Origin of the sequence: Desulfosarcina alkanivorans (genome assembly GCF_009688945.1) — a bacterium.
In the GTDB taxonomy this organism is placed as follows: Bacteria; Desulfobacterota; Desulfobacteria; order Desulfobacterales; family Desulfosarcinaceae; genus Desulfosarcina; species Desulfosarcina alkanivorans.
Genome location: NZ_AP021874.1, coordinates 3,320,869 through 3,343,895, shown reverse-complemented (window position 1 = coordinate 3,343,895; position 23,027 = coordinate 3,320,869). Strand labels below are relative to the sequence as shown.

The 23,027-nt window shown below is 59.8% G+C and carries 23 protein-coding genes; 20 read left to right on the top strand and 3 right to left on the bottom strand.

The genetic code is table 11. The features are described from left to right. The first annotated feature begins 88 nt into the window (after positions 1-88). From DSCA_RS14770 to DSCA_RS14705, 14 genes are all read left to right on the top strand, one after another. A complete protein-coding gene (locus DSCA_RS14770; RefSeq protein ID WP_155317152.1) occupies positions 89-895 on the top strand; it encodes an IclR family transcriptional regulator in 807 nt (268 codons plus the stop codon). A 36-nt stretch (positions 896-931) separates the two neighbouring features. Further along, entirely contained in the window at positions 932-1,504 is a 573-nt protein-coding gene (locus DSCA_RS14765; RefSeq protein WP_155317151.1) for a 2-oxoacid:acceptor oxidoreductase family protein, read from the top strand. Beyond that, positions 1,494-2,690, top strand: a complete 1,197-nt coding sequence (locus DSCA_RS14760) for an NAD(P)-binding protein (RefSeq protein WP_167527790.1) — start codon at positions 1,494-1,496, stop codon at positions 2,688-2,690. Before DSCA_RS14765 ends, DSCA_RS14760 begins: the two co-directional genes overlap by 11 nt. Further along, positions 2,687-3,850, top strand: a complete 1,164-nt coding sequence (locus tag DSCA_RS14755; protein WP_167527789.1) for a transketolase C-terminal domain-containing protein — start codon at positions 2,687-2,689, stop codon at positions 3,848-3,850. Before DSCA_RS14760 ends, DSCA_RS14755 begins: the two co-directional genes overlap by 4 nt. Continuing rightward, the gene (locus DSCA_RS14750) at positions 3,847-4,728 is read left to right on the top strand and encodes a thiamine pyrophosphate-dependent enzyme (protein WP_155317148.1); all 882 of its coding nucleotides are present in this window, start codon (positions 3,847-3,849) and stop codon (positions 4,726-4,728) included. Before DSCA_RS14755 ends, DSCA_RS14750 begins: the two co-directional genes overlap by 4 nt. 27 nt (positions 4,729-4,755) lie before the next feature. After that, on the top strand, positions 4,756-6,213 hold the full coding sequence (locus DSCA_RS14745) for a 4-hydroxyphenylacetate 3-hydroxylase family protein (RefSeq protein ID WP_155317147.1): 1,458 nt from the start codon (positions 4,756-4,758) through the stop codon (positions 6,211-6,213). Between the two features lie 303 nt (positions 6,214-6,516). Then, a complete protein-coding gene (locus DSCA_RS14740; protein WP_167527788.1) occupies positions 6,517-7,476 on the top strand; it encodes a DctP family TRAP transporter solute-binding subunit in 960 nt (319 codons plus the stop codon). 64 nt (positions 7,477-7,540) lie between these two features. Continuing rightward, entirely contained in the window at positions 7,541-8,095 is a 555-nt protein-coding gene (locus DSCA_RS14735; protein ID WP_167527787.1) for a TRAP transporter small permease, read from the top strand. Further along, positions 8,092-9,375: a TRAP transporter large permease gene (locus DSCA_RS14730; protein WP_155317144.1), complete on the top strand. Its 1,284-nt coding sequence runs from the start codon at positions 8,092-8,094 to the stop codon at positions 9,373-9,375. Before DSCA_RS14735 ends, DSCA_RS14730 begins: the two co-directional genes overlap by 4 nt. A gap of 45 nt (positions 9,376-9,420) precedes the next feature. Continuing rightward, positions 9,421-10,695, top strand: a complete 1,275-nt coding sequence (locus DSCA_RS14725) for a nickel pincer cofactor-dependent isomerase, group 22 (RefSeq protein ID WP_231716495.1) — start codon at positions 9,421-9,423, stop codon at positions 10,693-10,695. 19 nt (positions 10,696-10,714) lie between these two features. Then, complete coding sequence (locus DSCA_RS14720) at positions 10,715-12,211, top strand: UxaA family hydrolase (protein ID WP_197904800.1); 1,497 nt, start codon at positions 10,715-10,717, stop codon at positions 12,209-12,211. Between the two features lie 51 nt (positions 12,212-12,262). After that, positions 12,263-13,636, top strand: coding sequence for an FAD-binding oxidoreductase (locus tag DSCA_RS14715; RefSeq protein ID WP_155317142.1), 1,374 nt, complete (start codon positions 12,263-12,265; stop codon positions 13,634-13,636). A 48-nt stretch (positions 13,637-13,684) separates the two neighbouring features. Beyond that, on the top strand, positions 13,685-15,010 hold the full coding sequence (locus DSCA_RS14710) for a (Fe-S)-binding protein (protein WP_155317141.1): 1,326 nt from the start codon (positions 13,685-13,687) through the stop codon (positions 15,008-15,010). A gap of 213 nt (positions 15,011-15,223) precedes the next feature. Then, positions 15,224-15,652, top strand: coding sequence for a YbhB/YbcL family Raf kinase inhibitor-like protein (locus DSCA_RS14705; protein WP_155317140.1), 429 nt, complete (start codon positions 15,224-15,226; stop codon positions 15,650-15,652). 194 nt (positions 15,653-15,846) lie between these two features. On the opposite strand, the gene DSCA_RS14700 is transcribed toward DSCA_RS14705, so the two are convergent. After that, the gene (locus DSCA_RS14700) at positions 15,847-16,287 is read right to left on the bottom strand and encodes a Fur family transcriptional regulator (RefSeq protein WP_155317139.1); all 441 of its coding nucleotides are present in this window, start codon (positions 16,285-16,287) and stop codon (positions 15,847-15,849) included. 290 nt (positions 16,288-16,577) lie between these two features. Between DSCA_RS14700 and chrA the strand changes: the two genes are divergently transcribed. Next, entirely contained in the window at positions 16,578-17,894 is a 1,317-nt protein-coding gene (gene chrA / locus DSCA_RS14695; protein ID WP_155317138.1) for a chromate efflux transporter, read from the top strand. 30 nt (positions 17,895-17,924) lie between these two features. On the opposite strand, the gene DSCA_RS14690 is transcribed toward chrA, so the two are convergent. Together DSCA_RS14690 and DSCA_RS14685 are read right to left on the bottom strand one after the other, a co-directional pair. Further along, complete coding sequence (locus tag DSCA_RS14690; RefSeq protein WP_155317137.1) at positions 17,925-19,037, bottom strand: NAD(P)/FAD-dependent oxidoreductase; 1,113 nt, start codon at positions 19,035-19,037, stop codon at positions 17,925-17,927. 1 nt (position 19,038) lies between these two features. Continuing rightward, positions 19,039-19,884: a rhodanese-like domain-containing protein gene (locus DSCA_RS14685; RefSeq protein ID WP_155317136.1), complete on the bottom strand. Its 846-nt coding sequence runs from the start codon at positions 19,882-19,884 to the stop codon at positions 19,039-19,041. A gap of 200 nt (positions 19,885-20,084) precedes the next feature. Here DSCA_RS14685 and DSCA_RS14680 point away from each other — a divergent pair, with 200 nt between their 5' ends. The 5 genes from DSCA_RS14680 to DSCA_RS14660 all read left to right on the top strand — a co-directional run bounded on the left by DSCA_RS14680 (position 20,085) and on the right by DSCA_RS14660 (position 23,023). Continuing rightward, entirely contained in the window at positions 20,085-20,540 is a 456-nt protein-coding gene (locus DSCA_RS14680) for a ferritin-like domain-containing protein (protein WP_155317135.1), read from the top strand. Positions 20,541-20,543: 3 nt separating this feature from the next. Then, positions 20,544-21,380 (top strand): DUF3786 domain-containing protein, encoded by an 837-nt coding sequence (locus tag DSCA_RS14675; protein ID WP_155317134.1) that lies wholly within the window; start codon positions 20,544-20,546, stop codon positions 21,378-21,380. Between the two features lie 81 nt (positions 21,381-21,461). Then, on the top strand, positions 21,462-21,677 hold the full coding sequence (locus DSCA_RS14670; RefSeq protein ID WP_155317133.1) for a hypothetical protein: 216 nt from the start codon (positions 21,462-21,464) through the stop codon (positions 21,675-21,677). Positions 21,678-21,874: 197 nt separating this feature from the next. Next, on the top strand, positions 21,875-22,096 hold the full coding sequence (locus DSCA_RS14665) for a hypothetical protein (protein ID WP_155317132.1): 222 nt from the start codon (positions 21,875-21,877) through the stop codon (positions 22,094-22,096). A gap of 180 nt (positions 22,097-22,276) precedes the next feature. After that, positions 22,277-23,023 (top strand): DUF547 domain-containing protein, encoded by a 747-nt coding sequence (locus DSCA_RS14660; protein WP_155317131.1) that lies wholly within the window; start codon positions 22,277-22,279, stop codon positions 23,021-23,023. The last annotated feature ends 4 nt before the right edge of the window (positions 23,024-23,027 follow it).

Here is a 23,027-nt window from a genome sequence, read left to right as displayed (position 1 = left end):
TTTGCTTGATCCAGTCCGCAAAGTATAGTTCTATATTTTAAAAATTAGTTCTGCATGACAGAACCTTTAAGCAGAAGGAGCGTGGGGCATGGCGTCACAACGTTCGAAAAAGAAAGCGGTGCCGGAGACCGCCAACCGTTATCAGGTCAAATCTTTGGAAAAGGCCCTGCTTATCCTGGAGTTGATGATTGACGAAGGGCGCGACCTGTCGATAACGGAAATCGGCCAGCGCCTGGGGTATGGCAAGGGGACCATTCATCGCATTCTGGGAACCCTCAGGGATCGTAAATTCGTTCGCCAGTACCCCGCGACCAAACTCTATGGGTTGGGCGTTCGAACGCTCACCATCGGCACCCCGAGCAAAAAGGAGAATTTCCTGCGTAAATCCATGGTGCCGTTTCTCCGGGAGCTCCACCTGCAATGCCGGGAAACCGTCAATGCGGCGGTCAACGAGTACAACCAGATCCGCTACATTTTCCGACTCGAGTCCGAGGAGATGCTTCGGATTTCAACGCCTGCCGGTGCCCGTTTTCCGGTACACTGTTCAGCCACGGGAAAAATTTTCCTTTCCTATCTTTCCAATGAGGATATCAAGCGGATCCACGGCGGGAAAAATACACTGAAAAAAATGACGGACCGCTCCATCGGCACCATTGCCGAGTTGATCAACGCAGTTGAAACCGTCCGGAAAAAAGGGGTGGCCTATGATGACGAAGAGGCGCTCAACGGTGTCTATTGCGTCGCGGCGCCGATTCTGAATGCCAAAGGCGAGTGCCTGGCGTCAATCAGTATTTCGACCCCCAAAAACAGGATCACGGAAGAGAAAAGCGACCAGTTCGCGAAAATGGTCATGGCAACCGCCAGGCAGATTTCAGATTCGCTGGACGCTTCATGACGGGACATTAACCACTGGTTTGCACAGAGGTGAGAGATGACAGGAATACGGTTTCACGGACGGGGCGGCCAGGGCGCCGTCGTGGCTTCAAAAATACTGGCAAAAGCCTATTTCTCGGAGGGGCTATACGTGCAGGCGTTCCCCTCTTTCGGAATGGAGCGAAAAGGCGCCGCCGTTGCCGCATTTGTAAGGCTTGACGTTGATCCCATCCGGGAGCGGGGAGAGATCCGCAATCCTTCTGCCGTGATCGTACTGGATCCGACCCTGCTTCAAATGGTGGATGTCACCCGCGGGTTGGCTCCGGGCGGACTGATTGTTCTCAATTACCCGGACAGGAACGATCCGCCTCCCGTTGACGCCACGTTCCGGGTGGCCTGTGTCGATGCCGGGCGCATCGCCGTTCAATACGGCTTGGGATCAAGGATGTCGCCCATTGTCAATACGGTGATCCTGGGTGCATTTGCCAAGGTTGCCGAAAATTTGGAAATTGAACATCTGGTTGACGCGGTGAAGCTGGGCGTCCCTGTAAAGCCGGCAGCAAATGCGAACGCAGCGCTGGCGGCCAGCGATGCCGTGCGCTGGGTGTCGGGAGAGTGCAATGCAGCCTAAAAAAACGATTGGATGTATGGCGGAATTGCCGGCCATGCCGGCCACCATCGGCAGTATGGCCTGGAACCAAACAGGGACGTGGCGGTATTTTACGGCGGTGCCGATGGACAAAACACCGCCCTGTCGAGCGCAATGCCCGGCCGGAATGCCCATACCGAACATGATCAACGCCCTGAAGGCAAGGGGCGCCGATGGCGCGCTGGCCGAAATATTGGCCCAGAATCCGCTGCCGGGTTTGACCGGCCGCCTCTGCTACCATCCGTGCCAGTCCAGGTGTGTTCGCCGGGAACTGGATCAGCCGGTGGCCATCCAGCAGATCGAACGCTATCTGGCGGACCGGAACGCGACCGGGCCGCAGCCCATAGAACCGACGGATGTCGGCCGCGTCGCCGTCCTCGGCGCAGGCCCGTTTGGACTGGCATGCGCCTATTTCCTGCGGCTGAAGGGGGTTGACGTGGCCGTGATGGATGACGATGCCCGGGCGGGCGGCTATCTGCTTGAAACCCCGCCCGGCAAGCTCGACCCCGGGGTGCTGGACAGGGAAATCGATCGATTGGTCCGGCGGGTGCATCTGGACCTTCAGCTGGGGCAGGCCGTTTCGGGCGATGACATTCCCCGGCTGGCGGACCAGTTCGATGCCGTCATTCTGGATCCCACATCAAGGGGCGCCGCTGCCATCCGGTCGGGATTTTCTTCGGCCTTCAATCCTTATGATGACCGTTTCCCGGCCGATACGGCCCAGGCCGTCGAATTGCCGGAGAAGTGGCTTCCCTTCAAGCCCGCCATGATCGCCCACTATATCGGTGCCGGGCACATGGCGGCCAAACGAATCGCCGGCCAGCTGAGCGGAAATCCCGCCAAAGCGGCACGTCTCGTCGAGATGGACGGCCAGGTCTCTGGCGATGACATCAAACTGGAACGCTTTCAGAATTCGGCCCCGGCGGCATGCCGCGATCGCAAGCGGCAAACCGCGTGTACCCGCGAGTCGATTCTGGAGGAGGCGGACCGATGCCTCTCCTGCGGCACCTGCAACGGCTGCGGGCAGTGTGTGCGGTATTGTCCGGACGCGAGTATCCGCAGAAATGAAACGGGTGTCGCGGTTGATTTGTTTCACTGCAAAGGCTGTGGTGTCTGCGCCTACGAATGTCCGCGCGGCGTGATCACGATGGAAGGTGGAAATTCATGAAAAAAGTAATGATGGGAACCGAAGCCGCGGCACTGGCTGCAGCGCTGGCCAGGGTCCAGGTGGTGTCGGCCTACCCGATTACACCGCAGACCGTCATCGTCGAAGAACTGGCGGATATTATCGGCCGCGGGGATCTCGATGCCAAATACATCAACGTTGAGTCGGAGCATTCCGCCATGGCCAGCTGCATCGGGGCCGCGGCCACCGGCGCCCGGACGTTTACGGCGACCTCTTCCCAGGGCCTGGCCCTCATGCACGAGGTGCTGCACTACGCTTCAGGGGCACGGGTGCCCATTGTCATGGCCAACGCCAACCGGGCGCTTGCACCGCCGTGGAATTTGTACTGCGATCATACCGACGCTCTCTCCCAGCGGGATACCGGCTGGATCCAATACTATTGCGCCGACGTTCAGGACGTGATGGATGCCATTCTGATCGCCTACCGCGTGGCCGAAAAGGTGCTTTTGCCGGTGATGGTCAACCTCGATGCGTTTTATCTGACCCATACCTCGGAACTGCTCGACGTGCCGGAACAGGCATCCGTCGATCGGTATCTGCCCGCCTACCGACCGGAAAGCAAACTGGATGTCGACGACCCGAAAACCTTTGGAAACGTATGTGGCGCCGACCTCTACACCTCGTTCAAATTCAGCCGCCATAAGGACACCCTTGGCGTGTCACGGCATTGGAATGAAGCGGCCGGCCGCTTCGCGGACGAATTCGGTCGGCGCCATCCGGTGGTCCGTCCCTATCGCACGGACGATGCGGATCTGGTGATCGTCGCTATCGGAACCGCGGCCGGTGCCATTCGTATGGCCGCAGACCGCCTGCGGGAGGAAGGGGTCGCGGCCGGCAGCCTGCGGCTTTCCATGGTGCGCCCCTTCCCTGTTGACGAGGTCCGGGCAGCCGTGGCGCGCGCCCGGCATGTGGTCGTCGTCGACCGGGACGTTTCCTTCGGCGCGGAGGGCATCGTTGCCCAGGAAGTCAAGGCCGCTCTGTTCGGGATGGCAGGCGACATTCATTTGCATGGATTTGTTGCCGGTATCGGTGGAAACGACATTACCTCGGATAGTGTGGTCGAACTGGCGCGACAGGCGCTCGCCGGCAGCGGTGCAGCCGTGCAGGCCGGGAATTCGTACTGGGGGGAGGTGCTGGCATGACGGTAGCGACAGAAAACAGATCGGATCTATTCACGCCGGGACATTTCGGCTGCCCGGGGTGCGGGGCGGCCCTGGCCATGAAATACGCCCTTGAGACCCTGGGCCGGGACACCATCGTCGTCATGCCCGCCGGCTGCTGGTCGACCCTGATCGGCATCTACCCATACTCCTGCCTGACCGTTCCGGTCATTTCCGTGGCGTTTGAAACCACGGCGGCCACGGCGGCCGGTATCAAGGCCGGACTGGAAGCCCAGGGTAACCACCACACCACGGTGCTGGCCTGGGCGGGTGACGGCGGGACCTTCGATATCGGGTTCCAGGCGCTTTCAGGGGCCGCCGAGCGGAATGAGGACATCCTTTACGTGTGCTATGACAACGAAGCCTACATGAATACCGGCATACAGCGCTCTTCGGCCACGCCGGCCGGTTGCTGGACCACCACCTCGCCGGTTTCGGCGCTGAAACCCCAGAAAAAGAAAAAAATCATCGATATCATGGCCGCCCACGAGATTCCCTATGCGGCCACGGCCTCGATCAGCGATCCTCTGGACCTGGCGGATAAGCTGAAGACCGCCATGAATATCAAGGGGACCCGCTTCATTCACCTGTTCGCCTCCTGCCCCACGGGGTGGCGTCACGCCCCGGAAGTCTCCGTCGAAGTGGCCCGGATGGCCGTGAGAAGCAGGGTGTTTCCCCTCTACGAAGTGTTCGACGGGGAAAATTGGGAAATCAGCCCCATGCCGGCCAAAGAACCCATTGAATCGTACCTGAATCTCCAGGGGCGCTTTAAAAACATGCCTCCGGAAACGGCAGCGGCCTTCCAGAGCAACGTCGATAAAGACTGGAATAAACTTCTCAAGAAAAGTCAAACTGTCTGAATCAGAGACAGGAAAGGAGCAGTCAGCATGCCGATGATGACCGCCGACCAATATGAAGCGAGTTTGCGGGCCCTGAATCTGGAAGTATACATGTTCGGCAAGCGGGTGACCAACGTGGTCGACGATCCGATCATCCGGCCGTCGATGAACGCCGTTGCCAAAACCTATGAGCTGGCCCACGATCCGGCCTATGCCGACCTGATGACGGCCCGTTCCCACCTTTCCGGCAAGCGTATCAACCGCTTCACCCACATTCACCAGAGCACCGACGACCTGGTGAAAAAGAGCAAGATGGGCCGGCTGCTGGGCCGCAAGACCGGCTGCTGTTTCCAGCGCTGTGTGGGGATGGATGCGCTCAATGCCCTGTCCATCATCACCTACAATATCGACCAGAAACATGAAACCCATTACAACGAACGGTTTAAACGATACCTGGCGACCGTTCAGGAAAAGGACCTCGTGTGCGACGGCGCCATGACCGACCCCAAAGGCGATCGCAGCCTGCCGCCCCACCGGCAGCCGGATCCCGACCATTACCTGCGCATCGTGGAAAAAAGGGAGGACGGGATTGTGGTCCGCGGAGCCAAAGCCCACCAGACCGGTGCGGTGAACTCCCACGAAGTGATCGTCATGCCCACCATCGCCATGGGGGAAGCCGACCGGGACTACGCGGTTTCCTTTGCCCTGCCCAGCGACGCCAGGGGCATCATTTACATCCTGGGGCGCCAGTCCTGCGATACGCGCAAGCTGGAAGGCGGGGCCATGGACCAGGGCAATATGCTTTTCGGCGGCCACGAGGCGCTGGTGGTGTTCGACGATGTGTTCGTTCCCTGGGACCGTGTGTTCATGTGCGGAGAATATGAATTTGCCGGTTCCCTCGTGGAGATGTTCGCCGCCTACCATCGGCAGAGCTATGCCTGCAAGGTCGGCGTGGGCGATGTGCTCATCGGTGCCGCCCAGCTGGCCGCCGAGTACAACGGTGCCGCCAGGGCCTCGCACGTCAAGGACAAGCTGATCGAGATGAACCATCTCAATGAGACTTTATACTGCGGCTGCCTCGCCTGTGCCACGGAAGGCAAGAAGAAGCTCAGCGGCACATACGCCGTCAACACCCTGCTGGCCAACATACACAAGCAGAACGTGACGCGCTTCCCCTACGAAATTGCCAGGCTGGCCCAGGATATCGCCGGCGGGCTGATGGTCACCCTGCCGTCGCAAAAGGACCTGGACGGCGATGCCACCGGTAAATGGGTGCAGAAATATTTCAAGGCCCAGCCCGGGATTCCCACCGCGGACCGCATGCGGATCCTGCGCCTGATCGAGAACCTGACCCTGGGGACGGCCGCCGTGGGTTACCTGACTGAATCCATGCACGGCGCCGGTTCGCCGCAGGCCCAGCGAATCATGATCGGGAGAAAAATCAATATGGCGGAGAAGAAGACCGCAGCGATGCGGCTGTGCGGAATAGACGTAAAATCGGAATAGATGGGGGCGGGACGAGATGCCTGCCCCCTGACAATGCCCTGAATGCGAAGCTGAAAAAAAGATGAGAAAATTGTTTTTTTGCGGCGTTTTAAAAGGGCGTGCGGAAAGGGGGCGATAAACCCACAGGGGAGCTTTCAAACGATCACAGGCCTGGTGAGAATTGGCTTTTTTCCAACCAACTGAAGGAGAGATGGAATGAATCGGAACAGGATTTTTGGGTCAGCGGTCTTTGTTGTTTTCATTGCGGCAGCTTTCTTGATTTTTGGAAGTCAGGCGGCTTTTGCCAAGGAAAAAGTCATCAAAATGACATTGGCCCATGCGGATGTGGCGGACGCCACCCAGAATGTGCACGCGGCGGCGGTGGCATTCAAGAACTATGTCGAAAAAGAATCCCAGGGCAAGATCCAGGTGGCGGTTTCGCCCGGCGCAGCGCTTGGCAATACGGCCTCGCTTCAGGAAATGACCATGTCCGGCGAAATCGAAGCGGCCACGTCCCAGACCGAAGGGACCATCGCCATCGTTTATCCGAACATTCAGGCCATGACCGTTCCGTACCTGTTTCAGTCGGTCGATCAGGCGCTGGATGTGTTTCGGGGCGCCTATGGTCAGGGATTGTTCGAAGACATGCGCCGGCAAACCGGCCTGCGGGTCATCGGCCTTTGGGATAACGGCGGGTTCAGGAATTTCACGAACAACAAAAGACCCGTTCACAGCCCGGCGGATATGGCCGGCCTGAGCATCCGTACCATGGACATTCCCGCACACATGGAACTGGTTCGTTCCCTGGGTGCCAAACCCACGCCGATTTCATGGGCCGAGGTCTACACCTCGCTTCAGACCGGGGTTGTCGACGGTCAGGAAAACTCGATACCGATTGTCATTCTCGGTTCGCTTCAGGAGGTCCAGAAGTACATGATTCTCGATCACCATGTGTATACCCAGCAACATCTCATGGTCAACGATGCATGGTTCCAAACCCTTTCCCCGGCCCATCAGCAGATCATCCTGCGAGGGGGAGAAAAGGCCGGCCTGGCCGGTGAACGGGCCGCCCGGGTATACCGGGAAATCGGCAAAAGCATCATCGGAAAGAAGATGGAAATCTATACGCCGACCCAGGATGAACTCGCGCAGTTCAAAGCGGCTGCCCAGGCGCCGGTCCTGAAATTCATCAGGGAAAAAGGGGTCAGCGACCCCAAATGGGTCGATGGCATCCTGACGGCGGCAGACGAGGCGCTGGTCGGTTTGGGATACGCCAAAAAATAATTGCCTTCCGCCCGGGTCAGCGTCGGCCCGGGCGGCGTTTTTTCTAATGCCCTGGAAACCGCAAGTGGAGGGAAGATTGAAGATCCTCGGGAAACTCAGACGGCTTGGTCACAGCGTCAACACCATTGTCGGCAACGCAACGGTCGTGTTGTTTGTCGTGATGACCCTCATCGTATGGGCACAGATCTTCTTTCGATTCATTCTGGGCGACGGAATCGTGTGGGCCGAGGAAATCGCCAAATACATGATGGTCTGGATGGCCCTGCTGGGCGCCTCGGTCGTCTACGCCGAGCAGGGTCACATCTCCATCGATTTCTTCATTGCCAATAGCGGCAGGGTCCGCTGGATCAAGATGGTTCACACCCTGTTGGCAACGGTTCTGTTTATTGTCCTGATCGTATGCGGGATTAAATACGCCCAGCTGGGACAGCGTCTCATTTCTCCGGCAAGCGGGATCCGGAAATTCTGGCCCTATCTGGCCATTCCGGCCGGCGGCGTCTTCCTGCTTTTTCAAAGCGGTATGCGTTTTATCGATCTGTTCACCGCCGCGGGGGACAATGATCCTGAGGCGCCTGCCGGGGATTCCCCGTCGACGGAGAGAAGGGGGACCCAACAATGATATCCGTCACCATGTTCAGCATACTGGTCGGGCTGCTTCTGATCGGGTTGCCGGTTGCCATGGTCCTGGGGCTGGTTTCAACCGGCTGGATTCTATGGGCCGGCAGTTCGCTCCAGATGGTCGCTTCACGGATGTATGCCGGAATCGACACCTTCGTTCTCATGGCCATCCCCTTCTTCTGCCTGGCCGGCGAAATCATGAACCGGTGCGGGATTACGGATCGGTTGATTCAATTTGTCAATTACCTTATCGGTCGGGTTCGCGGCGGTCTGGCCCAGGCGAACATTTACAGCAGCCTCCTGTTCGCCGGGATTACCGGTGCCGCTGTCGCCGATGTTTCCGCGCTGGGGTCCGTCTTCATCCCGGCCATGGAAAAACAGGGATACACGCGTAAATTTGCGGCCATGATCACCGCGGCCTCGTCCATTATCGGCCCCATCATTCCGCCCAGCATCATCGTCGTGGTCTATGGCGCCGTTACCGGGGTGTCCGTGGGGGCCATTTTTGCGGCCACCATGATTCCGGGAATCATTGTCGGGTTGAGTATGAGCGGTTTTGTGGCCATCCTGGCCAAAAAGAAGAATTTTCCCAAGTTCGAGGAAAAATTCGAGCTCAGGGCCTTTTGCCTGTGCCTGAAAGACTCCGTGCTGGCGCTGATCATGCCGCTGATCATCGTCGGCGGGATTTTCTCAGGGGTCTTTACACCGACGGAAGCCGCTGCCGTCGCGGTTTTCTATGCCCTTGTGATCGGAACCGTCTTCTACCGGACCGTTTCCCTGCGGAGCATCTACGAGTCGGTATACAGCGCCATGCGAACATCGGCCATGCTTTTCTTTATCATCGGATTTGCCAACATTCTCGGGTGGATCATTTCGCGGGTGCACCTGCCCGAGCAGATCGCCGCGTTCATGCTGTCGCTGAGCAACGATCCCAAATTGCTGATGCTGCTGGTCGTGGTGCTGCTGATTTTTGTCGGCACGTGGCTGGAGACGTCGGCGAGCTGCATCATTCTGGCGCCGATCCTGGCACCGGTGATGGTTCAGATCGGAATTCATCCGGTGCATTTTGCCGTGGTCATGGTCGTGGCCCTGAACATCGGACTCATTACGCCGCCGCTCGGCGTGGCGCTGTTTGCCGCCGTCGGTGTGGGAAAGGTCAGTTTCGAGGCGGTGGTCAGCGAATTGTGGCCCTTTCTGATCCTGGATATGGCGGTGCTGCTGCTTCTTGTTTTCATCCCCGAACTGTCGCTGGCCATCCCCCGGATGCTCGGCTTTATCTAATGTCCATCAAAATTATGCCAATCTGGTCGATATCGAGGCGCCCGATTGAATCTGCCTAAAATGAGAATGGTGCGGCAGCGTTACCGCATCCCCCCGGCGGTGGATATTGGCGACCGTATGGCCCGGGAATGGGACCGGCTGGACGGGTCGGCGCTGCTATTGCCGGGTATGCGCATTGCGGTGGGCGTGGGCAGTCGGGGGATTACGAACCTGGTCCCCGTTGTCCGCGAGGTGGTGGCGCGGCTGAAGGCATGCGGCTGCCGGCCGTTTGTCACGCCGGCCATGGGCTCGCACGGCGGGGCAACGGCCGCCGGCCAGATCGAGGTGCTCGCCGCACGCGGAATTACCGAATCCAGCGTCGGTGCCCCGGTTCATGCAACCATGGACGTGGTCCCCATGGGGGAGAAAAACGGCATCCCGCTTTTTGTTGACCGGCTGGCCCACGACGCCGACGGCATCGTTCTGATCAATCGGATCAAGCCGCACACCAATTTTACCGGCCCCACGGAAAGCGGGCTGGTAAAGATGATGGCCATCGGCCTGGGTAACCAGGTGGGGGCCGAGCACTACCATCGCCTGGCCATGGTCCGTGATTACTACGACATCATCAGTACGGCCGGGACCGAATTGTTGGGGCGGTGTCACCTGCTGTTCGGCGTGGGGCTGGTGGAAAACCAGGAACACGAGACCTGCGAGCTCAAAATGGCGCCGGCCGGGGACATGGTGGCCGTTGAAACCGAGATGCTGAAAAAAGCGCGCCGGTGCCTGCCGACGCTGCCCGTCGAAGAGATCGACCTGCTGATCGTGGATGAGATGGGCAAGGATATCAGCGGGGAGGGCATCGATCCCAATGTGGTGGGGCGCGATGTCTGCCGCTGCGGGGTGCGGCGTCCCCTGCCGAAGATTACCCGAATTTTTGTCCGGGACCTGACCGATGGTTCGGAAGGGGCCGCCCTGGGCATCGGGCAGGCGGATTTTACCGTCAGACGGCTGGTTGACAAAATCGATTTTCAGGCCACCGCCATCAACTGCCTGACCTCCTGCTGCCCGGAATCCGGAATGGTGCCCCTGACCTTTCCCACGGACAAAGCGGCCATTGCCGCCGCACTCCAGACGGTCCGGCCGTATACCTTTGCAGACCTGCGTATCGTCCACATCAAAAATACCCTTGACCTCACCCGCCTGCTGGTGTCTGAAGGGTGCCTGGCCGAGCTGGAAAACAGGGCCGATGTGGTCGTGGATCCGTCTGACCGGGCCCTGCGGTTTGATCGGTCGGGGAGTCTGATTTCTCTTCTGCAAGCCGTTTCGGGTGCCTGTTGAAGCAATGGAGGAAATGCATGTGGCCAATCTGATCGTGATGAACCCCGGGGATACCGTCGCCGTCGCCACCAGGGACCTGAAAAAAGGCGAAGCGGCACACACCGGCGATATCGGGCTGACCCTGACGGATGAGATTCCCATGGGCCACAAGGTCGCCCTTGTGGACATGGCGGCGGGCACCGACGTGATTCGTTATGGCGACCCCATCGGCCATGCCACCCGGCCCATCGGAAAAGGCGGGTGGGTGCATGTTCACAACCTGTTTACCAACCTTGAAAAAGAGGTCGCCTACACCTATTCGCCCGTGACCATGCCGGCGGGCGGTCCGCCGGGGGATCCGCCGACCTTTCAGGGCTACCGGCGCCGGGACGGCCGGGTGGGAATCCGCAACGAACTGTGGATCATCCCCACGGTGTTTTGCGTGAATGGTCCGGCGCAGCAGCTGGCCGACCGGATCAACGCCCGCTATCCCGCCGGGCCCGGGTTTGACGGTGCGTTTGCCCTGACCCACGCCAATGGCTGCAGCCAGGTCGGACAGGATCTGTTATACACCCAGAACGCCCTTGCCGGTCTGGTGCACCACCCCAATGCCGGCGGTGTGCTGATCCTGGGATTGGGCTGCGAGTCCAACTGCCTGGACTGTTTCCTGCCCCTTGTCGGAGACCTTGATCCCCAGCGGGTCAAGGTGCTCAACTGCCAGGATGTCGAAGATGAACTGGCCGACGGCATGGCCTTGCTGGAGACGCTGTATGCAGCCCTCAGCGCGGATCGGCGGTCGCCGTGCAAGGCGGGCGAACTGGCCATTGCCGTGAACTGCGGCGGCTCGGACGCCTTTTCCGGGATCACGGCCAACCCGCTGGTGGGAAAAATTACGGACCGGCTCACGGGATTCGGCGGAACGGTGGTCATGACCGAAGTGCCCGAAATGTTCGGTGCGGAGCATCTGCTCATGCGGCGCGCTGAAAACCGGATGGTGTTCGACGCCATCGTGGGTATGATGAACGACTACAAAGCCTACTTCCGACGCTACGGCGAGGAGATATACAAAAGCCCGGTCCCGGGCAACATTGCCGGCGGCATTTCCACCCTGGAGGAAAAATCCCTGGGGTGCACGGAAAAAGGCGGCCAGGCGGTCGTCCGGGATGTGATTCCATACGGCGGCCGCCTTCGCAAGAAGGGCTTCAATCTGCTCAGCGGACCGGGCAATGACCTGGCCGGCATTACCGCCCAGGAGGCGGCCGGCTGTGTGATGACGATTTTTACCACCGGCTGCGGCACCCCCGCCGGTTTCGCGACGCCCCTGTTGCGATTGTCCTCCAACAGCCGGGTCGGCCGGCACAAGGCCAGGTGGATTGACTACGATGCCGGTGCCCTGATGGCGGGCAAAACCATGAATGACGCCGCCGGGGAACTTTTCGATCTGATCCTTCGCGTCGCCGGCGGAGAGATGAAAACCCGAAGCGAAGCCTGTGGATACCGCCAGATCGGGTTTCTCAGGGATGGGGTGACCGACTGATCCGTCCCTTGTGATCCGCATAACTACAGATGCAACCAGGGAGTACCGGGTATGCTGAAACATCATGTTCGTGAAATGCTGCAAAAACGGGTCGGCGGGCAGAATTACCTCGACGCACCGGAAGATCTGATCTGCTATTCTTATGACGCGACCCTGTCCGAGACACGGCCGGAGGCCGTTCTCCTGCCCGAATCGACCGCCCAGGTCTCCGAAATCATGAAAATAGCCGACCGGGAATCGATTCCGGTGACGGCCCGCGGGGCCGGTACCAACCTGAGCGGGGGATCCATTCCGCAAAATAAGGGCATTGTCCTTGCCTTTACCCGCATGAACCGAATCCTTGAGATCAGCAAGAAGAACCGACTGGCCGTCGTCCAGCCCGGTGTGGTCAATGGCCATCTGCAGGTTGAACTGAGCCGGCAGGGACTCTTTTATCCGCCGGATCCGGGAAGCCTGAACGTTTCCACCCTGGGCGGCAACGTGGCCGAAAACGCCAGCGGGCTGAAGGGCGCCAAATACGGTGTGACCCGGGATTATCTGCTCGGCCTGACCGTGGTCCTGGCCGACGGCAGGATCATCAAAACCGGTGGGCGAACCGTGAAAAACGTAACCGGCATGGATTTGACCAGTCTTTTCTGCGGCGCTGAAGGCGCGCTGGGCATCATTACCGAGATCACCTTGAAACTGATCCCCCAGCCGGAAGCCCAGCGCTCGATCCAGGCCTCCTTTGCCGATCTGGATGCCGCCGGTCATACGGTCACACATATCATCAGTTCCGGTATCTTGCCGGTGGCCCTGGAACTGATGGACAGCACCACCATCAATCTGATCGAGGACTACACCCGTTTCGGTCTGCCCCGGGATGCGGCGGGACTGCTGCTGATCATGGTCGACGGCGCAAAGGAGAGTTTGGGGCGGCAGGTCGATCGGATCAAGGCGATCTGCAGGGAGCAGGGCGCCGAACGGATAAAAGTGGCCAACTCGCCCGAGGAAAACGATGCCCTGTGGGAGGCGCGCCGGAACCAGTTCGCAGTGATGACGCGTGCCCGGCCCACGTGCATTGTCGAAGATATGACCGTTCCCATCAGCGACCTCCCGGCCATGATTCTGGCGATTCGAAAAATTGCCGAAAAATATGATCTGCTCATCGCCTGTACCGCGCATGCCGGTGACGGCAATCTGCACCCCCATTTTCTCACCGATAAATCCGACCCGGAGGAGTGGCGCCGCGTCAAAGCCGCCGAAGCGGAAATTGTGAACAAGGCGGCCGAACTGGGAGGGGCCCTCTCAGGGGAGCACGGGATCGGAATGGCCAAGACCGAGTATATGGATCTGTTTCTGCACCGTGACAGTCGGCGGATTATGGGTGAGATCAAAAAGGTGCTGGATCCGAAGGGTATTTTGAATCCAGGCAAATGGCTATAATCCTCGTCTCCGCCGGACGGAAACCATCACGGGGACAATGGGGTGCAAATGACAAACGAATTGTGTGCAAGCGGCAGGCAGCCGGCCCGAAAGACCACACCGGATTTCGCCATCCGGAAAGCCATCGAAAAACCGGATAACTGCAGTCGATGCGGGTTCTGCCTCAATGCCTGCCCGGTTTACCGCGAATATCTGACCGAGTCGTCCAGCCCGCGGGGCAAAATTCAGCTGTCGAGACAAATTCTGGACGGCAGGCTCGATCTGTCCGGGTACATGAAGGATATCCTTTCGCGATGCCTGATGTGCGGATCCTGTTCAGCGGCCTGTCCCAGCGGTGTGCAGGGGGCCCATCTGTTTTCCGGAATGCGGTGGCTGGCCATCCGGGAGCTTGGCCTGGACTGGCGCAAAAAGACCATCTATCGGCTTCTGGCGAAGAAGTGGATGCTGGCCGCCTCCGCCCGATTCGCGGCCTGGGCCGATCGACACTTCAAACCCCTGCTCGAACGCGGCGCCCCCTCGCATCTGCCCCTTGCGGGGATACCGCCGTTCAACGACCGGCCTTTTTCCGAGACGGTGAACCCGGTTTCGCCGGCAGTTGGAAAGCCGCGGGCACGTGTCCTTTACTTTCACGGCTGCGCAACCAATTACCTGTATGCCGGCATCGGAAACGCCGTGACACGGGTATTGACCCGCATGGGGGTGGACGTTCACACGCCCGGGAAACAGGGCTGCTGCGGGATACCCATCATTCTTTCCGGTGCCAGGGCGCTTTCCGTCACGTGCATCCGTTCGGTGATCGAGCAATTTTCACGACCTGACGTGGATGCCGTGATTGTGGACTGTGCCACCTGCGGATCGGCGCTGCGCAGGGAATATGTTCCACTGTTGAAAGAACTCCGATTGATGGGGCATGACGTGGACGATCGCCTGATCGGCCAGGCTGAGCGGCTGGCCGGGAAAACCCGTGATGTCATGGAATTTGTCGCCGACCATCGTGACTGGCTGCCGGCACTGGCCGAGAGCCGGAACCGGCCGAGATTCACCTACCATGACCCCTGCCATCTCGTGAAGGGCCAGGGCGTCGGTCCCCGCCTTCGCGGTGTTTTTCGTCATCTGCCCAATGCGGACTTTGTCGAAATGCAGGAGCCGGACAGCTGCTGCGGCGGCGGTGGTGTCTTCCAGATCGACCATCCGGAAGTATCGGCGGCCATCACCGCGAGAAAGGTTGAGAACATTCGCCGGACCGGCGCCGATACCCTGGCAACCGGCTGCCCCGGCTGCCGCATGACCATCGGGGCCCATCTGGGCAGTCATCCGTCGGTGCGTGTCGTCCACCCCGTTGAGCTGGTTGATGCCGCTTTGTCCGGTGCCTGACCGGGCGATCCCGGGGGGAGGGGCTGGACAGCACCGGGGGGGCGCCGGGTCGTGAAACAGGGGGAATCCTCCTGTTCAAGCGGTTTCCGAAAAGGCTTTACCCCACTGCTGCAGCCGGGACGGGCTGCATTCCCGTCGACCTTGACCCGATTTCGTGCAGATGCTATTGGAGCCCTTGAACGCACTGATTCCCTACTATAAATCGAGGCCACGATGAAAAAACAATCTTCCCTGGTGGTGCTGGCCGCCCTGCTCGTTATGGCTGCCGGATGCGCCGGCAATACGCCGGATCGGATCATAATCCCCAAAGACGCCGCCACCATGGACGTGGCCTTCTCCTGGGAAGGCATTCAGGCCTGTACCCATGTGTCCCCTGAAATCCGTGTGTCCGATATTCCTGAGGGCACGACGACGTTTCGGGTCGCCCTCAAAGACATCAGCGAGCCGGCGCGGAACCACGGGGGCGGTGAGGTGGCCCATGACGGCTCGGGGCTCATCCCCGCCGGCGCCCTTGCGATCGGCTACAACGGCCCCTGCCCGCCCAATGAAAGACACAAGTACGAATTCTCGATCATGGCCATGGATGCCGGGGGCGTGATCATCGGTTTCGGCAAGGCCCGGCAGTCGTTCCCGCCCAAATAACAAGTCTCCCCTTTTTCGGCGGGCCTGCCGCAAAGGTCCCGCCGTGTTTTCCGTTGCACCCCTTCCCGGACTCCGGGCGGCAACCGGAGGCACCGGCCCGCCCGGTCATATTTTCGCCCTTCACCATCGGCCGAGACCGATTTCGGGTAAGGCACCTGTGCATTGCGGGGGACTTTCCCGTTTCTGTTGGCAACCTACTTTTTGTTCTGGCAGTCCGGGCAGATGCCGAAAAAATCGAGGCGGTGGCGGGTGATGGTAAACCCGGTCACCCGTGCCAGCTCCTGGGTCATGTCCTCCAGGGCCGCAATGTCGGGGTCCAGGATCTTTTTGCAGACGGTGCAGACCACGTGGGGATGGTCCCAGGGCTTTTTACCATCGTAGCGGTTGCTTCCATCACTGAACCCCAGTTCGAGAACCTGGCCCAGCTCTTTGAGCACGGCCACATTTTTATAGATCGTCGCCAGGCTGGTGGTGGGAAAGTTGGGTTTGACCTGCTCGAAGATTGACTCCACACTGGGGTGCCCCTTGCTTTCCGCCAGGACTTTCAGGATGGCCAGGCGCTGGGGGGTGATCCGGTATTGGCCTTGTCGCAGGGCGTCAACCATTTTTTGCAGTCGGATTTCAGGATCTGGCATGGTATGGTTCAATCTGACCCGTTGTCTGTTTGCTGGAAAATGATTATTAACTAATAGCAAGGCGGAGGATGGCTGTCAATGCCGCCAGGGCACCATTGCCTGCCGCCACTGGCAGCGGAATGCGCGGTTGCCGCGTTCAATCCGCCCTCCGGTGTCTGGAACGGCGGCGGTCCCGGTGCGGATATCCCGGATGGTCACGACGATGGGATTCCGCTTCAGTCCGGGGGGCTTAGAAAAGAACTGACGGCCGCGGAGGAATTCGGTCTTCCCGCGGCAGGACAGGAGGGGCTATGCCGGGCGTACCAAATGAACAACCGACGGCGCATGCCTCCTTCAAGGATGCCCTCAAATTCTGGACACGGCTGGGTTTCATCAGCTTCGGCGGACCGGCCGGACAGATCGCCATCATGCACCAGGAGGTGGTCGAGCGGCGCCGCTGGATCGGGGAAAACCAGTTCCTGCGGGCATTGAATTTCTGTATGCTGCTGCCCGGCCCCGAAGCCCAGCAGCTGGCCACCTATATCGGCTGGCGCATGAACGGCATCGCCGGGGGCATCGCCGCCGGCTCGCTTTTCGTGATTCCGTCCATTTTCGTGATGCTGCTGCTGAGTTACCTGGCCGTGGCCCACATCGACATTCCCGCCGTGGCTGCGGCTTTCTACGGGATCCAGCCGGTGGTGGTGGCCGTGGTGGCAGAGGCGGTGCTGCGCATCGGCAAAAAGGCGCTTCACCACGGGGTGCTCTATGGGTTTGCCGCTGTGGCTTTCGTTGCCATTTTTTTCCTCGAGATCCCCTTTCCCGCGATTGTGGCGGTGGCGGCGCTGGGTGGTGTGCTCATGGAACGTGTCCTGCCCGGGGTTTTCTGCAGGGGCGCCTTCGATGAACAGCGCCGGGAATGCCGCATTGATCTGGAGGATGACCATTTACGGAAAAGCGCCGCCCCCTCTTTCTCCCATGTGGTCCGGGTGCTCCTCGTCTGCCTGGTGCTGTGGGGCGTCGTTGTGGGCGGGTTGCTGGCCTGGCGTGGCCTGGATGACGTGCTGGGGCAGATCGCCCTGTTTTTTACCCGGGCGGCCTTCGTCACCTTCGGCGGTGCCTATGCGGTACTGGCCTACATCAACGATTTTGCCGTGGGCAGCGGCTGGCTGGGTACCGAACAGATGCTGATCGGCCTCGGCCTGGCCGAATCGACGCCCGGACCGCTGATCATGGTGACCCAGTACGTGGGATTTGTGGGGGCCTGGAACCTGCCCGGGGATCTGACGCCGCTGACCGCCGGCGTTACAGGTGCCCTGGTAACGACCTACGTCACTTTCCTGCCCTGTTTCTTCTTCATCTTTGCCGGTGGGCCGTTCATCGAGGCCATGGCCGGCAACCAGCGTATCCAGGCGGCGCTTACCGGGGTTACCGCCGCCGTCGTGGGCGTGATCCTCAACCTGGCCGTCTGGTTCGGTTTCAAGGTAATCCTGCCCGAGGCCGGGATCGACGGGTTTGCCCTGGTCGCCGCAATGGGTTCCCTGGTGCTGCTCCAGAAATTCCATTTTCCCGTCCAATACCTGGTGCCCATCGGGGCGGCCGCCGGCGTCGCGTGGCGGTTGGCCGGATAAGGTGATGATGCGGCCGGGATCCCGATCCGCCTATTCGATGGCCTGGAATTCTTTCATGAATTTGCGGTCGATATAATCTTTGATGAAAAAGGCCGGGCGGCCGCCGAATTCCATCCAGCGCTTTTTCAGGACGCCGACCCTGCCGCCCAGGTTGAAGATCAGCAGGTAGTCGCCTCCCGGGTCGAAAGGCATCAGGTCGCCGCCCTCCAGCCGTGCCGTGATATTGTTGAGCAGCACCGGGTTCTGGCGAACGGCGTAAACCCCCACCTTGTCCAGGGGCTGGTCCTGGAAGAAAATACAGTCGCCTCCGCCGAAGATGTCGGGGTACTGGGTGCTCTGCAAAAAGCGGTTGACCCGCAGGCCGCCGTCGGGTCCCGTATCGATGCCGGAATCCCCGAAAATAGGCGATGGGGTGACCCCCAGGGCCAGGAAGATGAAATCCGCCGGCAGGGCGTCGCCGTTGTCCAGGGTGACGGTCCCGCCGGAAACGGAATTCACGTAAACGCCCTCGCGGATGGAAATTCCCCGTCGGCTCAGGGTCCCTACGATTCTGCGCCGGACCGATTCGGGAAAGCGGCCCATGAAGGCACTGCCGGCACAGACGGTGATGCGCGGCATATGGCCGCCGGTGGCGGTGGCCAATTGCCAGACGTTGCCGGCGACCTCCGCCGAAGAGGGCCCTCCGCCCACGACCACCACATCCGGGGCGTGCCGGCCGAAATGGTCGACCAGGCGGCTTTTGGCCTCCATGAGCCGTTCGATGGGTTTGACGGTAAAAATATCGCCGGGATCGCCGTCAATGGCCGGTTCGGGAACATGGCTGCCCGCGTTGCAGGAGAGCACATCGTAGGGGACGGCGTCCCCGTTTTCCAGGATCACGGTTTTCCGTTCCCCATCGATCCTGACGGCCTTGCCCGGCAGGAAGGTCCCCCCCTGCTTTTCGACCACGTGACGGGTGGCGAATCGAATTTCATCCGGCCGGTACGTGCCGGAGAGCATCCCCGGTCCCATGCCCGAGTAGTAGTGATACGCCGACGGGCCGATGACGGTGACGCCGTGCCCCTTTTCGACCAGTTTGCCCAGGCTGGCCAGCGTGACCATGTGGGCGTGGCCGCCGCCGATGAGAACCAGTCGCTTCTTCATGTCAGGCCTCTTCTTCCAGGGTTTCTTCCATGAGCTGGCCCAGCCTTGCCAGATGGGTCTTCTCCTCGTTGGCAATCTGGATCAATGCTTTTTTGCCCGCTTCGTTCTGCGCTTTTTCCGATGCCCGCAGGTAGAGGTCCAGGGCCTGTGCTTCAATGGACATGGCCAGTTCGATGATCTCTGACACCGTGTCGTAGGATGGCATGAGCAGGTTGGCGTACTCTTCGGTGGTCAGCCCGCCCTCGAGCACCTCCGATACCTGCCGGGCTTCGAAGGTCTCGCGGGTGACCGGTCGGCCGGTCAGTTCGGTGTACTGCGCTATAATCCGGTCCTGATGTTTCATCTCAATTTGAGACAGTTGGTGAAACAGTTGTCTCGCTGCATCAACCGTCACCTTGGCCGCCATGTCTTCGTAAAAGTTCTTCAGACCCTCCTCCAGAGAGTAGGCCACGGCCAGGGCGTTTTCCACCGATGTGACCCCATCGAAAAGCGCCAGACCCTTTTCTTCGCCAAGGAACGCCGTGCCACCGGTCCAGGCGTTGAACCCGCCGGCCACGTTGACGATGTTGGTGAAGCCCTGCCCGGACAACAGCTGTGCAGCCACCCGGCTGCGTCCCCCGGACGCTCAGTAAACCACCACCGGCTTGGTGCGGTCGATGCGGTCAAGGCAGTCGGTAAGCTCCGGCAGGGGGGCGAGGACGGCACCGGGAATGTGGCCGGCCTCGTATTCCTTGGGTTGGCGGACGTCCAGTATCGTCACGTCGTCCACGTTCTTGTCCGCGAGATAGGATTTGGCCTGGTTGGTGTCGATGGATGAAACGGGGGTCAGGAATTGTCGCCAGTTCATGGGGCCTCCAAATGGTGTCGGGTTGATGTCGGTGGGTCGGGAAGATTAATGCAATTATACACAAAACAAAGGGAATCTGCCATGGTTTTCTGGATGGCATACGGTTTGCTTTTACTTGAAGCAGTCATTATCATTGGATGCAGAACCCGAGGATATTGCCCCTCTTTATCCCACTTTTTTTCAGCCGACCGGAGGAAATTATGAACCTGAGTGAGTACAAGGATATCATCAAGCAGGCCATCGCCAACGAGGTTGAGGCCAAAAAGTTCTATGAAGATGCGGCCAGGACCCTCAAGGATCCGCACCTGAAGAATCTATTCACTTCGCTGGCCGAGGAGGAGAAGAAGCACCGGGATATCCTGACGAAGATCTTCACCAGCAACACCGTGGACCGCTATTTCAAGGAATCGCGGGACTACAAGGTGGCCGAAACCGTGGAGGAACCGGAACTGTCCCTGGACATGCGGCCGGCCGACGCGTTCGCCCTGGCCATGAAAAAAGAGGAAGCGGCAATGAAGCAGTATACCGAGATGGCCGGGATGTGCGATGACGATGAGAAACGGCAGGTTTTTCTTGATCTGGCGGCCATGGAGCGGGATCACAAGCTGAAAATGGAATCCGCCTTCATCGATATCGGCTATCCCGAGGTCTGGTAGGCCATGGCCCTTTCCGTGGTCGACCTCTACCGCGACGTGCTGCCCCGAACCAATTGCGGCGACTGCGGATTTCCCACCTGCATCGCCTTTGCGGGAATGGTGGTCGCCGAGAAGCATCCGCTGGACGGTTGTCCGCACCTGGACCCGGAGGTGGTGGCACGATGCAACCGCGAACTGGGCGCGCAGTACGCAGCCGGCAAGTGGATCAAACGGGACCTGGCGCAGGATGCCCTCGTGTGGGCCAGGGAGCGCTCGGCCTCCATGAATCTGGCGGACCTGCCCGATCGAATCGGCGGCGTCCTGGTTGACCATGATGAAGGAAGGGCCCTGAAGCTGCCCTACTTCGAAGGCCATGTCCTGATCCGGCCGGATGATGTCCGACGGTCCGACGGCTCGGACCTGAGCCGCTGGGAAAAGGTCTTCATCTATAACCACCTGGCCCAGGGGGGGACCCGGATGCCCTCGGGTACGTGGAAGGGATTTGAAGCGTTTCCCAACACCGTGTCCAAGGTCAAAACCATGGCCGGGCAGGTGGAAACCCCCCTGGTGGATCGGTTTCAGGGCCGGCTCGAGGCCCTGGTGGCATCGGCCCTGAGCATCGGGGGCGAAGACGTGACGGGCGGAAATAGCAGCGCGGATGCCGCGTTTTACTTCCGGCCCCTGCCCCGGGTCCCGGTGATGCTGTTATTCTGGGACGAAGACCGGGTGGACGGCTTCGGGGCCACCGCCAAGCTGCTTTTTGACGAAACCGTGACCGACCACCTGGACATCGAATCCATCGTTTTTCTGGGTGAACGGCTGCGGCAGATGCTGTGTGACAACGCCGATGGAGAGACCTGACCTATCATCGGGCATCGCTGGCAGGCCTTTTGTCCGGCCCGAAGACGCTTGCCCGGCAGGAACCCTGAAGGAGTGTAAACCATGAGCCAGTCCAAATGCCCCGTCTGCAACTGCAAACAATTCCATGTCAAGAACCCCGATGACGAATACGATGTCTACGAATTCGAATGCCGGGAGGGGGAAATCTGTTTCGAGGAAGACCTGGATGACGAGGAATGCCCGGTGGTCGCGGACGATACGGAAACATACTGCAATGCCTGCGCGTGGCACGATAAATTCGCCAAGATTAAAAAATAAAGTTGATGCCCGCCTATAACGCCGCTCTTCCGACGGGTTCGTCAAAAAGCCGGGATCTCCCGCTACACACCAGACGGGACAGGAAGGCTTGTGAATCCCGAGGGATGAGGCGTACCGAGGGGGCGCGGCAGTGACGAGGGATGACGCGTAACGCAGATATCGGCTTTTTTACGAACCCGTCAACGTTGGGGGCAACCATGGAAACCCATGACGTAACCGTATTCGACCTTTATCCGTTCACGGTGGGACAGAAAATCAATATTGAAGGCGGACCCCGCAAGGGGGACTGGGAAGTGGTGGCCGTTACCGACCGGAAAGTCAGGCTGCGCTGCCCCTTCAGCGGCAGGGAATTCGACTGGAACCGGTTCTGTTATGTGGTCGATGAACGCACCGGTGTGCCGTGGCCCGGGAAAGAGTAGACGGGACCTTACCCATTTCCCCCGGCCACCCGTTGCCGTCTTCCCGGGCGGCTGCGCGACCAAGTCCTTTCTCTGCCGTCGAAAAAAGTGGTGTAAGTTTCAGATCTGGCGGTCGACCAATCCGTCAAGCTGCCTTGAGAACGATGCGGTCAAGGTCAACCTGTAGAATGAGGGGGCGGTATGAAACCGACTTTCCTGTTCCTGATGGTCATGGTCGCCGGATTCTGGATTGCCGGCGTCGACGCGAAGGCCGCGCCGGTGGATCACGACCTGTACGCCACCTTGTTGAGCCGGCATGTCAAAGACGGCCTGGTGGACTACCGGGGCATCCAGGGTGACGAAGCCCTCCTCGACCGATACCTGGACGTACTCGCCGCCGTCGATCCGGAATCCCTTTCGGCAGACCACCAATTCGCCTTTTACGTCAATGCCTACAACGCGTGGACGCTCAAACTGATCCTGTCGCGCTATCCGGACGTTCGTTCCATCAAGGAATTGGGAACTCTTTTCAGATCTCCCTGGAAGAAAAAGATCGCCCGCATCGACGGTGGCCTGCTGACCCTGGATCAGATCGAACACGACATCCTGAGAAAACGGTTCAAGGACCCCAGGGTCCACTTTGCCGTGAACTGTGCCTCCAGAAGCTGCCCCCCGCTTCAGGGCGAACCCTTTACGGGAGACCGCCTGGACGAGCAGCTGAACCGTTCGGCCCGGGCGTTTGTCAACGACTCGCGTTTCAACCGTCTGGAAGGCGATACCCTGTGGGTCAGCAAGCTGTTCGACTGGTTTGAACAGGACTTCAATGACGACGTCATCGGTTTTTTCATTCAATTTGCCCATCCGCCGCTGGGGGACCGGCTGCTAAAAAACAAAGGGCGGATCCGCGTCAGATACCTGGACTACGACTGGACCCTAAACGGAACCTAAAGGA